Source organism: Rhodanobacter ginsengiterrae (genome assembly GCF_050026815.1).
GTDB lineage: Bacteria > Pseudomonadota > Gammaproteobacteria > Xanthomonadales > Rhodanobacteraceae > Rhodanobacter > Rhodanobacter ginsengiterrae.
This window is the reverse complement of record NZ_JALBWO010000043.1, coordinates 23,907-37,335: the sequence shown is the minus strand read 5'-3', so window position 1 is coordinate 37,335 and position 13,429 is coordinate 23,907. Positions and strand designations below refer to the sequence as shown.

General features: G+C 66.3%; 8 protein-coding genes. 5 read left to right on the top strand and 3 right to left on the bottom strand.

Annotated elements, in window-relative coordinates; genetic code table 11:
- Positions 1–234 (top strand): hypothetical protein, encoded by a 234-nt coding sequence (locus tag ACQGNJ_RS02960; RefSeq protein WP_426687742.1) that lies wholly within the window; start codon positions 1–3, stop codon positions 232–234.
- 34 nt (positions 235–268) lie between these two features.
- Here the strand turns inward: ACQGNJ_RS02960 and ACQGNJ_RS02955 are convergent, their stop codons facing one another.
- Entirely contained in the window at positions 269–1,945 is a 1,677-nt protein-coding gene (locus ACQGNJ_RS02955; RefSeq protein ID WP_426687741.1) for an AMP-binding protein, read from the bottom strand.
- Between the two features lie 159 nt (positions 1,946–2,104).
- Here ACQGNJ_RS02955 and ACQGNJ_RS02950 point away from each other — a divergent pair, with 159 nt between their 5' ends.
- Positions 2,105–2,365 (top strand): GlsB/YeaQ/YmgE family stress response membrane protein, encoded by a 261-nt coding sequence (locus tag ACQGNJ_RS02950; RefSeq protein WP_426687740.1) that lies wholly within the window; start codon positions 2,105–2,107, stop codon positions 2,363–2,365.
- A gap of 64 nt (positions 2,366–2,429) precedes the next feature.
- On the opposite strand, the gene ACQGNJ_RS02945 is transcribed toward ACQGNJ_RS02950, so the two are convergent.
- Both ACQGNJ_RS02945 and ACQGNJ_RS02940 read right to left on the bottom strand, forming a co-directional pair.
- Complete coding sequence (locus tag ACQGNJ_RS02945; RefSeq protein WP_426687739.1) at positions 2,430–4,085, bottom strand: MFS transporter; 1,656 nt, start codon at positions 4,083–4,085, stop codon at positions 2,430–2,432.
- Between the two features lie 152 nt (positions 4,086–4,237).
- On the bottom strand, positions 4,238–5,608 hold the full coding sequence (locus ACQGNJ_RS02940) for a porin family protein (protein WP_426687738.1): 1,371 nt from the start codon (positions 5,606–5,608) through the stop codon (positions 4,238–4,240).
- 216 nt (positions 5,609–5,824) lie between these two features.
- Here ACQGNJ_RS02940 and acs point away from each other — a divergent pair, with 216 nt between their 5' ends.
- The 3 genes from acs (at position 5,825) to ACQGNJ_RS02925 (ending at position 13,422) form a co-directional block, all read left to right on the top strand.
- The gene (acs, locus tag ACQGNJ_RS02935; RefSeq protein ID WP_426687737.1) at positions 5,825–7,765 is read left to right on the top strand and encodes an acetate--CoA ligase; all 1,941 of its coding nucleotides are present in this window, start codon (positions 5,825–5,827) and stop codon (positions 7,763–7,765) included.
- A gap of 98 nt (positions 7,766–7,863) precedes the next feature.
- A complete protein-coding gene (locus tag ACQGNJ_RS02930; RefSeq protein WP_426687736.1) occupies positions 7,864–8,535 on the top strand; it encodes a response regulator in 672 nt (223 codons plus the stop codon).
- Positions 8,536–8,718: 183 nt separating this feature from the next.
- Positions 8,719–13,422, top strand: a complete 4,704-nt coding sequence (locus tag ACQGNJ_RS02925) for a glutamate synthase-related protein (protein ID WP_426687735.1) — start codon at positions 8,719–8,721, stop codon at positions 13,420–13,422.
- The last annotated feature ends 7 nt before the right edge of the window (positions 13,423–13,429 follow it).

The window sequence follows — 13,429 nt, the reverse complement described above, 5'->3', positions numbered from 1 at the left end:
ATGCGCTGGTTGCTGCTGGTTTCCACCGTATTCGCCTTCGCGCTTTGCTTCACCCGGCACAGTGCCGGCGCCTGGGGTTTCTGGATGCTGGTCGGGCTGATCGGGGTGTTCGCCAGCACGCTGGCCTTCGTCCAGGCGCGCATCGCCGGCAGCGCGCGGGAAGATGCCTTGTCCGAGTACGACGTCAAGCGCCTGCGCGAAGGCAAGCCGCCACTTCGGCACGAACGCAGCTAGCGCCGTCTCCCTCGCGGTGCCATCACGCCTGCGATCACGGGGCCAGCTCGACCGCCATCGCCTCGCGCATCAGGAATTTCTGCACCTTGCCGGTCACCGTCATCGGGAACGCGTCGACGAAGCGCACGTAGTGCGGCACCTTGTAATAGGCCAGATGGTGCCGGCAGTAGTCCTGGATCTCGGCCACGCTGGCCACACTGCCTTCGCGCAGACGGATCCACGCGCACACCTGCTCGCCGAACTTCGCGTCCGGAACACCGAACACCTGCACGTCCTGGACCTTCGGGTGGCTGTAGAGGAACTCCTCGATCTCGCGCGGGTACACGTTCTCGCCGCCGCGGATGATCATGTCCTTGAGCCGGCCGACGATGCTGCAATAGCCGTCCGCGTCGATCACCGCCAGATCGCCGGTATGCATCCAGCGCGCCGCGTCGATCACCTCGGCGGTGCGCGCCGGATCTTCCCAGTAGCCCAGCATCACCGAGTAGCCACGGGTGCACAGCTCGCCCGGATTGCCGCGGGGAACCACGCGGCCGGCTTCATCGACCAGCTTCACTTCGAGTTGCGGGTGGATCCGGCCGACGCTGTCGACGCGGCGCTCGAGCGGATCGTCCGGGACGGTCTGGAAGCTCACCGGGCTGGTCTCGGTCATGCCATAGGCGATGGTGACCTCGCTCATGTGCATTTCGCCGACCACCCGGCGCATCACTTCGCTGGGGCACGGCGAGCCGGCCATGATGCCGGTGCGCAGGGAGCTCAGGTCGAACTCGGCGAAACGCGGGTGCTCCAGTTCGGCGATGAACATGGTCGGCACGCCGTGCAGGCCGGTGCATCTTTCCTCGGCCACGCATTGCAGCGTGGTCAGCGCATCGAAGCCTTCGCCGGGGATCACCATGCAGGCGCCGTGGGTGACGCAGGCCAGGTTGCCCAGCACCATGCCGAAGCAATGGTAGAACGGCACCGGGATGCACAGCCGATCATGCTCGGTGAGGCGCATCGCCTCGCCGATGAACCAGCCGTTGTTGACGATGTTGTGGTGGGTCAGCGTGGCGCCCTTGGGCGCGCCGGTGGTACCGGAGGTGAACTGGATATTCACCGCATCGTCGAAGTTCAGCATGGGCTCCAGCGCATGCAGGCGTTCCACGGCCGCCGGGTCGCCCAACGTGGCCAGCTGCTGCCAGCTGCGCGTACCGGGCTCGGCCGGCTGGTCGAGCAGGATCACCTCGCGCAGCGCCGGCAGTCTTGCCGCCTGCAACTGCCCAGGCGCACAGGTGGCCAGTTCGGGCGCCAGCTCGGCGAGCATCGCCAGGTACTGCGAGGTCTTGAAGCGACGCGGCAATACCAGCGCGCGACAACCGACCTTGTTCAATGAATATTCCAGTTCGTGCGTGCGGTAGGCCGGATTGATGTTGACCAGGATCAGCCCGGCCTTCGGCGCGGCAAACTGCAGCACGACCCATTCGGCGCGATTGGGTGCCCAGATGCCGATGCGCTCGCCGCGCTGCAATCCCAGTGTCAGCAAGCCGGCGGCGACCCGCTCGACCTCGGCGTGAAATTGCCGGTAGTTCTGCCGCACGCCCTGGGCACGGACCACGAGCGCCGGGCGCTCGCCGTATGCCGCCGCGATGCGGTCGAGCAAGCCACCCACGGTATCGCCCAGCAGCGGCTTGGTGCTGGCGCCATGCACATAGCTTGGTGCGGCTGTGGTCATCAAGAGGCTTCCGTCATCGCCGTTGCCCGGCGGCGGCTCCAGCATAACCGCGGCCCGCCGCCGTCACGATCGCTGCACATCCGAGCGTGGACGCTTGCCCCCGCGTGGCATGCAGCAACACGCGTGCTTCCATCCTTTCGTTCGAACCAGGAGTTCATCATGACTGCTACCGGCCTGCTCATCTTCCTGTTGATAGGCGCCATCGCCGGCTGGCTGGCCGGCGTGATCGTGCGCGGCTTCGGCTTCGGCCTGCTCGGCAACATCGTGGTCGGCGTCATCGGCGCGTTCCTCGCCGGCTGGCTGCTGCCGAGGCTCGGCGTGGGGTTCGCGCTGGGCAGCCCGATCGTCACCAGCATCGTCTACGCGATGATCGGTGCGATCGTCCTGCTGGTGCTGATCGGCTTGATCCGACGCGCCTGACCCGGCCCGACAGCAAGGAACGCAGCGGCTCACGCCGCTGCGTTCCTTTTTTTCGCCACCTACGTCAATCGGCGAGGTCGACGTCCTTGGTCTCGCGCACGAACAGCAGGCCGATCACGAACGTCATCAGCGCGATCACCACCGGATACCACAGGCCTGCATAGAAGTTGCCGGTGGCCGCCACGATGCCGAACGAGACCGAAGGCAGGAAGCCGCCGAACCATCCGTTGCCGATGTGATACGGCAGGCTCATCGAGGTGTAGCGGATCCTGGTGGGGAACATTTCCACCAGCCAGGCCGCGATCGGCCCGTAGACCATCGTCACGTACAGCACCAGCAGCGTCAGCAGCAGCACCAGCATGCCCTTGTTGGACTGTGCGGGGTCGGCCTTCAGCGGGTAGCCGGCTTCGGCGAGCGCCTTGCCCACGCTTTCGCCGAAGGCCTTGTTCTGCGCGGCGAACTCCGGCTTGGCCAGGCTGCCGCCCTCGAACGAGGGGAACGGCTTGCCACCCACCCTCACCACCGCGACCGCACCTGCGGGGGCCGCGACGTTTTCGTACGGCACGCCGCGCTTGGCCAGGTAGCTCTTGGCCACGTCGCAGGAGCTGGTGAACACCTTCTTGCCGATCAGGTCGATCTGCACGCTGCAGCCGGCCGGGTCGGCCTGTACCTGGATCGGTGCCGCCACGCTGGCCGCCTCGATGGCCGGGTTGCCGTAGTGGGTCAGCGCCTTGAAGATCGGAAAGTAGGTCAGCGCGGCCAGCAGGCAACCGGCCAGCACCACCGGCTTGCGCCCGATCTTGTCCGACAGCCAGCCGAACACCACGAAGAACGGCGTGCCGATCAGCAATGCCGCGGCAATCAGCAACTGGGTGGTGGTGGCATCGATCTTCAGCGTGCTGCCCAGGAAATACATCGCGTAGAACTGGCCGCAGTACCACACCACCGCCTGACCGGCGGTGGCGCCGAACAGCGCCAGCAGCACCAGCCGCGCATTGCCCCAGCGCAGGAACGATTCGGTGAGCGGCGCCTTCGAATGCTTGCCCTCGTCCTTCATCTGCTGGAACACCGGCGACTCGGCCAGCTGCAGGCGGATGTAGACCGACACCGCCAGCAGCAGCGAGGACAGCAGGAACGGAATGCGCCAGCCCCAGTCGTCGAACTTGTCGCCGAGCAGCCACTTGCAACCCAGGATCACCAGCAGCGACAGGAACAGACCGAAGGTGGCGGTGATCTGGATGAAGCTGGTGTACAGGCCACGCTTGCCCTTCGGCGCATGCTCGGCCACATAGGTGGCCGCGCCGCCGTACTCGCCACCGAGCGCCAGGCCCTGCAGCATGCGCAACGCGATCAGGATCACCGGTGCGGTGACGCCGATCGCGCCGTAACTGGGCAACACGCCGACCAGGAAGGTCGACAGGCCCATGATCACGATGGTGATCAGGAAGGTGTACTTGCGCCCGACCATGTCGCCGATGCGCCCGAACACCAGCGCACCGAACGGACGCACCGCGAAGCCCGCGGCAAACGCGAGCAGCGCGAACACCAGCTGGCTCGCCTCGTTCAGTCCCGAAAAGAACTGCTTGCCGATGATCACGGCGAGCGAGCCGTACAGGTAGAAGTCGTACCACTCGAATACCGTGCCCAGGCTGGACGCCAGGATGATCCGTTTGTGGCTGACGTCGAGCGCCTGGCTTCCGTCAATCGCAGTGGTGGCCATGATGTTTCCCCTCTCGAAATGGTGAGATGCCGCTCCCCGCCTGATGGCAGGAGAAGTCGACCGATGCGCTCCCCCGGCAAGCCCCGGACCGCACCCCGTCTTCCCCGCGGTGCGGGAGGGTGTCTGGCGACGCGTGGGCGTCGCCAGTGAAACTAGAAGCGGTAAAGCGCGTTCAGGCTGACCTGGTTGCCAGTGGTGGTCTTGTGGTCGACGCCGTTGCTGGTGGAGTCGAGCTTGTCGTGCAGCCACTCCATGCCCAGCTCGTAGGAGCCGGCCGCGTACTGCAGGCTCAACGCGGTCTGGCGATTGCGCAGCAGGCCGGTGGCGCCATTGCCCAGCCAGTCGACCACGTCGTTGCGGTCCGGCTTGTTGTAGGCATAGAACGCGTACAGGCTCCAGTTCGGCGTGAAGCTGTAGCCGGCTTGCGCGTAGCCGCCGGTTTCCTGGATGTCGCCGAATTGCGACATCGCGCCGAAGATCTGGCCCAGCCCCTTGCCGGTGTACGCCGCGCCCTTGAAGAGCCATGGACCGGGCTTCCACTGGGCGCCGATCTCGTAGCCGGTACTGGTGATCTTGGGTTTCACCGGCGTCGCTGCGGTGCCCCCCACGCCGCGCAGGTCGACCTGGCTGTAATGCGCCGCGAAGTACGCCAGCCAGTTCTTGTCCTGCACGTGCAGGCGCGCCTCGAGCTGCGGCCGGAAGCCCGCGCTGCCGGCCGTCAGGTAATTGAGGTTGTTGCCCGGGCCGCTCCAGTTCCCTTCGAACACGCCCACGTCGAGCCGCCACTGCGCGCCGGTGCTGCCGTGGTTGAGATCCTGCATCACCACCAGGCCGGGGAAGCGCCAGCCGATCACGCCCGAACCGTAGCCCAGCGGAAAGGCGATGTGCGCCAGCGAGGTGGCGGAGTTGTCGATCGGGAACATCAGGTCCCACTGCTGGCCGATGCGAATGGTGGTGCCGCTTTCGGAATTGGTCAGGTCCATGTAGGCCTGGCGCAGGCGCGGCGTCGGTTGCTGCTGGCTGTAAGCGCCGGTGCCGTTGAAGCCGCCGAAGAAGTCCATCTCGATACGACCGCCGCCGCTCCAGTTGCCGGCGAACTTGGCGCCCTTGAAGTCGAGCCAGAAGCGCGTGTTGCGCACGTCGACGCCGCTGAGCGAGCCTTTCGATCCGGGCGTCGGATACAGCGAGTTCTGGCCGTTGCCGTAAGTGAAGCTCTTGTTCTGGCTGAAGGCGCTGGCGCTGATGAACCCGTGCAGCGCGACCGACACGCCGGGCGCACTGCTGAATACCGGGGCCGCCGGAGCAACGGCCACCTGTTGCACCGGCGCGGGTGCGGGCGGCGCGGCTTTTTGCGCCTGCACCATCGCCTTGAGTTCGTTCAGTTGCTGCTCGAGTTGGGCTACGCGCTGTTCGAGCTGCTGTTCACGCGTGTCGCTCTGCGCGTGGCCGGCGAGCGGAAGCATCAGCGCGCATGCCATGCTCAGGGCAAGCGCGGTACGGCGATTGGTGTGTCGCGTGGTCATGCGTGCGTCTCCCCAGGGTCGATGACGGGCCGAGCATGGCCATGCTGCAGCGCGGGCGACTATTCGCCATTGGTCGAAGTTCGACCAAAGTCGAGCAGACCTGGCGCCGCCAACCTCACGTTGATCGGGCTACACTCGAAATTCGCGCTTCGCCAGGCGTTGAGGCCTGCAGCGAACTTCCCGTCGTTCGCCCGACGCCGCCAACAGGACCCCGTCATGTCCAAGCTCTATCCGGTTGATCCCGAGTTCGCCGCCGCGGCCCGCCTGCGCCACGACGACTACACCCGCCTCTATGCCGAGTCGGTCAGCGACCCGCAAGGTTTCTGGGGACGGATCGGCCAGCGCCTGGACTGGATCAAGCCGCCGACGGAGATCAAGGACGTCTCGTTCGATCCGAAGGATCTGCACATTCGCTGGTACGCCGATGGCGAGCTAAACGTGTCGGCCAACTGCCTCGACCGCCAGCTGGAAAAGCGCGGCGACAAGGTGGCGATCATCTTCGAAGGCGATGATCCGAAGGACTCGCGCAGGATCACCTATCGCGAGCTGCACGCCGAAGTGTGCAAGTTCGCCAACACGCTGAAGAACCTCGGCGTGGTCAAGGGCGACCGCATCGCGATCTACCTGCCGATGATTCCCGAGGCCGCGGTGGCGATGCTGGCCTGCGCCCGTCTCGGTGCGATCCACTCGGTGGTGTTCGGCGGCTTCTCGCCCGATTCGCTGGCCGGTCGCATCGCCGATTCGCAGGCCAAGGTGGTGGTCACTGCCGACGAAGGCCTGCGCGCAGGCAAGCACATTCCACTCAAGGTCAACGTGGACGCCGCACTGGAACGCCCCGGCACCAACAGTGTGGAAACCGTGATCGTGGTGCGTCGCACCGGCAGCGCGGTGCACATGCAGTCGCCGCGCGACCGCTACTATCACACCCTGATGGAAGGCCAGTCGAGCGACTGCCCGCCCACCCCGGTCGAGGCGGAGCATCCGCTGTTCATCCTGTACACCTCGGGCTCCACCGGCAAACCCAAAGGCGTGCAACACAGCACTGGCGGCTATCTGGTCTTCACCAGCTACACGCATGAGCTGGTGTTCGATCTGCGCGAGGACGACGTCTATTGGTGCACCGCCGATGTCGGCTGGGTCACCGGCCACAGCTACGTGGTGTATGGCCCGCTGTGCAACGGCGCCACCACGGTGATGTTCGAGGGTGTGCCGAATCATCCGGACGTAAGCCGCTTCTGGCAGGTGATCGACAAGCATCGGGTGACGCTGTTCTACACCGCACCCACCGCGATCCGCGCGCTGATGCGCGATGGCGAGGCGCCGGTGAAGAGCACCTCGCGCGCCTCGCTGCGCCTGCTCGGTTCGGTCGGCGAACCGATCAATCCGGAAGCCTGGGAGTGGTACCACCGCGTGGTCGGTGACGGGCGCTGCCCGATCGTCGATACCTGGTGGCAGACCGAGACCGGCGGCATCCTGATATCGCCGCTGCCCGGCGCCATCGCCACCAAGCCCGGCTCCGCCACGCTGCCGTTCTTCGGCATCAAGCCGGCGATCGTCGACGCCGATGGCGCCGTGAAGGAGGGCGTGGCCGAGGGCAACCTGTTGATCACCGACTCCTGGCCGGGCCAGGTGCGCACCATCTACGGCGACCACCAGCGTTTCATCGAAACCTATTTCAGCGCCTATCCCGGCAATTACTTCACCGGTGACGGTGCGCGGCGCGACGAAGACGGCTACTACTGGATCACCGGCCGCGTCGACGACGTGATCAACGTGTCCGGCCATCGCCTGGGCACCGCCGAAGTGGAGAGCGCGCTGGTGGCGCATCCGAAAGTCGCCGAGGCCGCCGTGGTCGGTTGCCCGCACGAGATCAAGGGCCAGGGCATCTACGCCTACGTCACCCTGGTCGCCGGCGAGACCGGCAGCGACGAGCTGCGCAAGGAACTGATCGCCTGGGTGCGCAAGGAGATCGGACCGATCGCCACGCCGGATTACCTGCAATGGGCGCCCGGCCTGCCGAAGACCCGTTCCGGCAAGATCATGCGCCGGATCCTGCGCAAGATCGGCGAAAACCTGCCCGACCAGCTCGGCGACATCACCACCCTGGCCGATCCCGGCGTGGTGAAGAACCTGGTCGACGAGCGGCTGATTCAATGAGCAGGAGTGAGTGAAGAGGAGTGAGAAGTGAGTAAATGCCAAGAACACGCTCTACGCTCTCTCTCGTTTCTCACTCCTCGCCACTCACTCCTCGCCTTATGACTGACATCCTGATCGCCGACGACCATCCGCTGTTCCGCGACGCGCTGCAACGCGCCGTGCTGACGGCGGTGCCGCAGGCGCGCGTGCACAGCGCCGACAGCGTGCATGCATTGCTTGGCCTGATCGAGCAATTCCCCGACGCGGAACTTCTGCTGCTTGACCTGCACATGCCCGGCGCGCGCGGCTATTCGGCGCTGGCGCATATTCGCGGGCAATACCCGGGGCTGCCCACCATGGTGGTGTCCGGACACGAGGAAGCCCCGGTGGCCCGCCGCGCGCTGGCCCATGGCGCCTCGGCCTATGTGCCCAAGTCCACCGCGGGCGAGGACATCGTGGCGGCGATCCGCGCCGTGCTCGACGGCGATGTCTGGCTGCCACATGCGCTGCTTGGCGGATCAGACGAACTGAAGCCGGACGAGGCGGCCGCCGCCGCGCAGATCGCCACGTTGACGCCGCAACAGTTCCGCGTCATGACGATGATCGCCGAGGGCCTGCTGAACAAGCAGATCGCCTGGGAACTCGGCGTATCCGAAGCCACCGTCAAGGCGCACGTGACCGCGATCATGCGCAAGCTCGGCGTCAGCAACCGCACCCAGGTGGCGCTGGTCGCCAGCCAGCTGGCGGTGGACCAGGACACCATGCCGTCGCTGCCGGCCACGGACGACTGAGCCGCCCGCCGCGATTGCCTGTCGCGGCAGCTTGCACCGGCATTCGCGTCCATCTCCCGGCGCCTGAACGGACTGCGCAATTGGCCGTCCATCCCTATAGACGTCCAATCGCGCGAAAATCCCTTGCGCTTTTGTTGCGTCGCACTATAGTCGATGGAAAGCCATGCCCGTGGAGGGGTGTCAATGGATCAGCCGCAGGCCCAGGGTCTTTACGATCCGCGCAATGAACATGACGCCTGTGGCGTGGGTTTTGTTGCCCACATCAAGGGGCGCAAGAGCCACGCGATCATCGAGCAGGGCCTGCTGATCCTGCGCAATCTCGATCATCGCGGGGCGGTGGGCGCCGATGCGCTGATGGGCGATGGTGCCGGCATCCTGATCCAGCTGCCGGACCAGTTCTATCGCGAGGAGATGGCCGAGCAGGACGTCGTGCTGCCGCCGCCGGGCGAGTATGGCGTGGGCATGGTGTTCCTGCCGCGCGAACAGGCCGCGCGGCTGGCCTGCCAGCAGGAACTCGAGCGCGCGGTGCACGCCGAAGGCCAGCTGGTGCTTGGCTGGCGTGATGTGCGGGTCGACGCGACGATGCCGATGTCGCCCACCGTGCGCGGGCGCGAACCGGTGATCCGGCAGATCTTCATCGGACGCGGACCGGACGTGATGGTGCCGGACGCGCTGGAGCGCAAGTTGTACGTGATCCGCAAGACCTCCAGTCATGCGATCCGCGCGCTCGGCCTGAAGTACGGCAAGGAATATTTCGTGCCGTCGATGTCCACCCGCACCGTGGTCTACAAGGGCCTGCTGCTGGCCGACCAGGTCGGCAAGTATTACCTGGACCTGGCCGATCCGCGCACCGTGTCGGCGCTGGCGATGGTGCACCAGCGCTTCTCCACCAACACGTTCCCGGCGTGGGAACTGGCCCACCCCTACCGCATGATCGCGCACAACGGCGAGATCAACACGGTGAAGGGCAACGTCAACTGGATCAACGCGCGCACCGGCGCGATCTCCTCGCCGGTGCTCGGCGACGACCTGGCCAAGCTGTGGCCGCTGATCTATCCCGGGCAGTCCGATACCGCCTCGTTCGACAACTGTCTCGAACTGCTGACGATGGCCGGCTATTCGCTGTCGCACGCGATGATGATGATGATCCCCGAGGCGTGGGAACGGCATACCTTGATGGACGCCAACCATCGCGCGTTCTACGAGTACCACGCCGCGATGATGGAACCGTGGGACGGCCCGGCCGCGATCACCTTCACCGACGGTCGCCAGGTCGGCGCCACGCTCGACCGCAACGGCCTGCGCCCGGCGCGCTACATCATCACCGACGATGATCTGGTGATCCTGGCCTCCGAGGCCGGCGTGCTGCCGGTGGCCGAATCGCGGATCGTGAAGAAGTGGCGGCTGCAGCCGGGCAAGATGCTGCTGATCGACATGGAAGCCGGCCGCATCATCGGCGACCAGGAGCTGAAGGACCAACTGGCCAATGCCAAGCCGTACAAGCAATGGATCGAGCACATCCGGATCAAGCTCGACGCGCTGCCCGAACCGCGCGCCGAAGCGCGCCTGGGCGATGACCTGCTCGATCGCCAGCAGGCGTTCGGCTATACCCAGGAAGACCTGAAATTCCAGCTGCTGCCGATGGCGCTGGAAGGCCAGGAAGCGATCGGCGCGATGGGCAACGACTCGCCGCTGGCGGTGCTGTCCGATCGCAGCAAGTCGCTGTACAACTATTTTCGCCAGCTGTTCGCCCAGGTCACCAATCCCTCGATCGATCCGATCCGCGAACAGCTGGTGATGTCGCTGGTGTCCTTCATCGGGCCGAAGCCGAACCTGCTGGACATCAACAACATCAACCCGCCGCTGCGACTGGAAGTGCAGCAGCCGATCCTGGATTTCGCCGAGATGGCGAAGATCCGCAAGATCGGTCGCTACTCCAAGGGCAAGTTCCGCAGCTTCGAACTGGACATCACCTATCCGGCGACCTGGGGCAAGCAGGGCATCGAGGCGCGGCTGGCTTCGCTGTGCGCCCAGGCGGTCGATGCGATCCGCCAGGGTCACAACATCCTGGTGGTGTCCGATCGCCATGCCGACCGCGAGCGCGTGGCGATCCCTGCCCTGCTGGCCACCTCGGCCGTGCATCTGCACCTGGTCAACCGCGGCCTGCGCACCAGCACCGGGCTGGTGGTGGAAACCGGCTCGGCGCGCGAGGTGCACCACTTCGCCCTGCTCGCCGGTTACGGCGCCGAGGCGATCCATCCGTACCTGGCAATGGAGGTGCTGGCGCAGCAATTCGCCGCCAGCCCGGATGGGATCGGCCCCGACAAGGCGATCCACCATTACATCAAGGCGATCGACAAGGGCCTGCAGAAGGTGATGTCCAAGATGGGCATCTCCACCTACATGTCCTACACCGGTGCGCAGATCTTCGAGGCCGTGGGGCTGAGCCGGGAGCTGGTCGACAGCTACTTCACCGGCACCACCTCGAACATCGAAGGCATCGGCCTGTTCGAGGTGGCCGAGGAGGCGCTGCGTCAGCACGCGGCGGCCTATGGCGACGACCCGGTGCTGGCCGACGCGCTCGATGTGGGCGGCGAGTACGCCTGGCGCACGCGCGGCGACGAGCACATGTGGACACCCGACTCGATCGCCAAGCTGCAGCACGCCACCCGTGCCAACAGCGCAGCAACCTACAAGGAATACGCGCAGCTCATCAACGACCAGACCCGGCGCCACATGACCTTGCGCGGGCTGTTCGAATTCCGGCTCGATCCGGCCGCCGCGATTGCGCTGGACGAGGTGGAGCCGGCCAGCGAGATCGTCAAGCGCTTCGCCACCGGCGCGATGTCGCTGGGCTCGATTTCCACCGAGGCACACGCCACGCTGGCGGTGGCGATGAACCGGATCGGCGGCAAGTCCAACACCGGCGAAGGTGGCGAGGACGAGGCGCGCTACCGCAACGAATTACGCGGCATTCCGGTCCGGCAGGGCGACACGCTGGGCAGCGTGATCGGCGCGGAGAACATCGAAAGCGATATGCCGCTGCAAGCCGGCGACTCGCTGCGCTCGCGCATCAAGCAGGTCGCCTCCGGCCGCTTCGGCGTCACCGCGGCCTACCTGGTCTCGGCCGACCAGATCCAGATCAAGATTTCGCAGGGCGCCAAGCCGGGCGAGGGCGGCCAGCTGCCCGGCCACAAGGTGTCCGACTACATCGCGCGGCTGCGCTTCTCGGTGCCGGGCGTGGGGCTGATCTCGCCGCCGCCGCACCACGACATCTACTCCATCGAGGATCTGGCCCAGCTCATCCACGACCTGAAGAACTGCAACCCGCAGGCGTCGATCTCGGTGAAGCTGGTCTCTGAAGTGGGCGTGGGCACGGTCGCTGCGGGTGTGGCGAAGTCCAAGGCCGATCACGTGGTGATCGCCGGCCACGATGGCGGCACCGGCGCCTCGCCGTGGTCATCGATCAAGCACGCCGGCACGCCGTGGGAACTGGGCCTGGCCGAGACCCAGCAGACGCTGGTGTTGAACCGCCTGCGCGGCCGCATCCGGGTGCAGGCCGACGGCCAGATGAAGACCGGCCGCGACGTGGTGATCGGCGCCCTGCTTGGCGCCGACGAGTTCGGCTTCGCCACCGCGCCGCTGGTGGTGGAGGGCTGCATCATGATGCGCAAATGCCACCTCAACACCTGTCCGGTCGGGGTGGCGACGCAGGATCCGGTGCTGCGCGGGAAGTTCGCCGGCAAGCCCGAGCACGTCATCAACTTCTTCTTCTTCGTCGCCGAGGAGGCACGCCAGATCATGGCGCAGCTGGGCATCCGCAGGTTCGATGAACTGGTCGGCCGCGCCGACCTGCTCGACATGCGCCAGGGCGTGGCGCACTGGAAGGCGCGCGGACTGGATTTCTCGCGCGTGTTCCATCGCCCCGAGGTACCCGCCGAGGTCGCCCGGCGCCACGAGACCTCGCAGGACCACGGCCTGGAGAAGGGTGGCAAGGCACTCGACCACGTGCTGATCGAGAAGTCCCGCGCGGCGCTGGAACGGGGCGAGAAGACCAGCTTCATGCTGACCGTGCGCAACGTGAACCGCACGGTGGGCACCATGCTGTCGGGCGAAGTCGCGCGCCGCTACGGCCACGCCGGCCTGCCTGACGACACCATCCACGTGCAGCTGGCCGGCGTCGCCGGACAGAGCTTCGGTGCCTTCCTGGCCCGCGGCATCACTCTGGACCTGGTTGGCGAAGGCAACGACTACGTCGGCAAGGGATTGTCCGGCGGCCGCATCATCGTGCGCTCGCCGAACGACTTCCATGGCTTCGGCCCGGAACACATCATCGCCGGCAACACCGTGCTGTATGGCGCCACCGAAGGCGAGGCGCATTTCAACGGCGTGGCCGGCGAACGCTTCGCGGTGCGCAACTCCGGCGCCAGTGCGGTGGTCGAGGGCGTCGGTGACCACGGCTGCGAGTACATGACCGGTGGCACCGTGGTGGTGCTGGGCGAAACCGGCCGCAACTTCGCCGCCGGCATGTCCGGTGGCGTCGCCTACGTGTACGACCCGCACGGCCTGTTTGAACGCAGGTGCAACCTGGCGATGGTGGCATTGGAACCGGTGCTGTCGGCGGCGGAGCAGCAAGTGCGCGTGCCGCCGCATCAGAGGCATGCCAGCGTGCGCGGTGGTCCGCGCGCCACCGACGAGACGATTCTGCGGCAATTGCTCGAGGCGCACTTCCGCTACACCGGCAGCTTCCGCGCCAAGGACATCCTGCACGACTGGCAAGGCGCCCGCGCGCGCTTCGTCAAGGTGATGCCGCACGAATATCGCCGCGCGCTGGACGAGTCGCAGCGCGAGGCCGCCACCGCATCCACCGCGACGGCCACGGCCTGACGCCAGG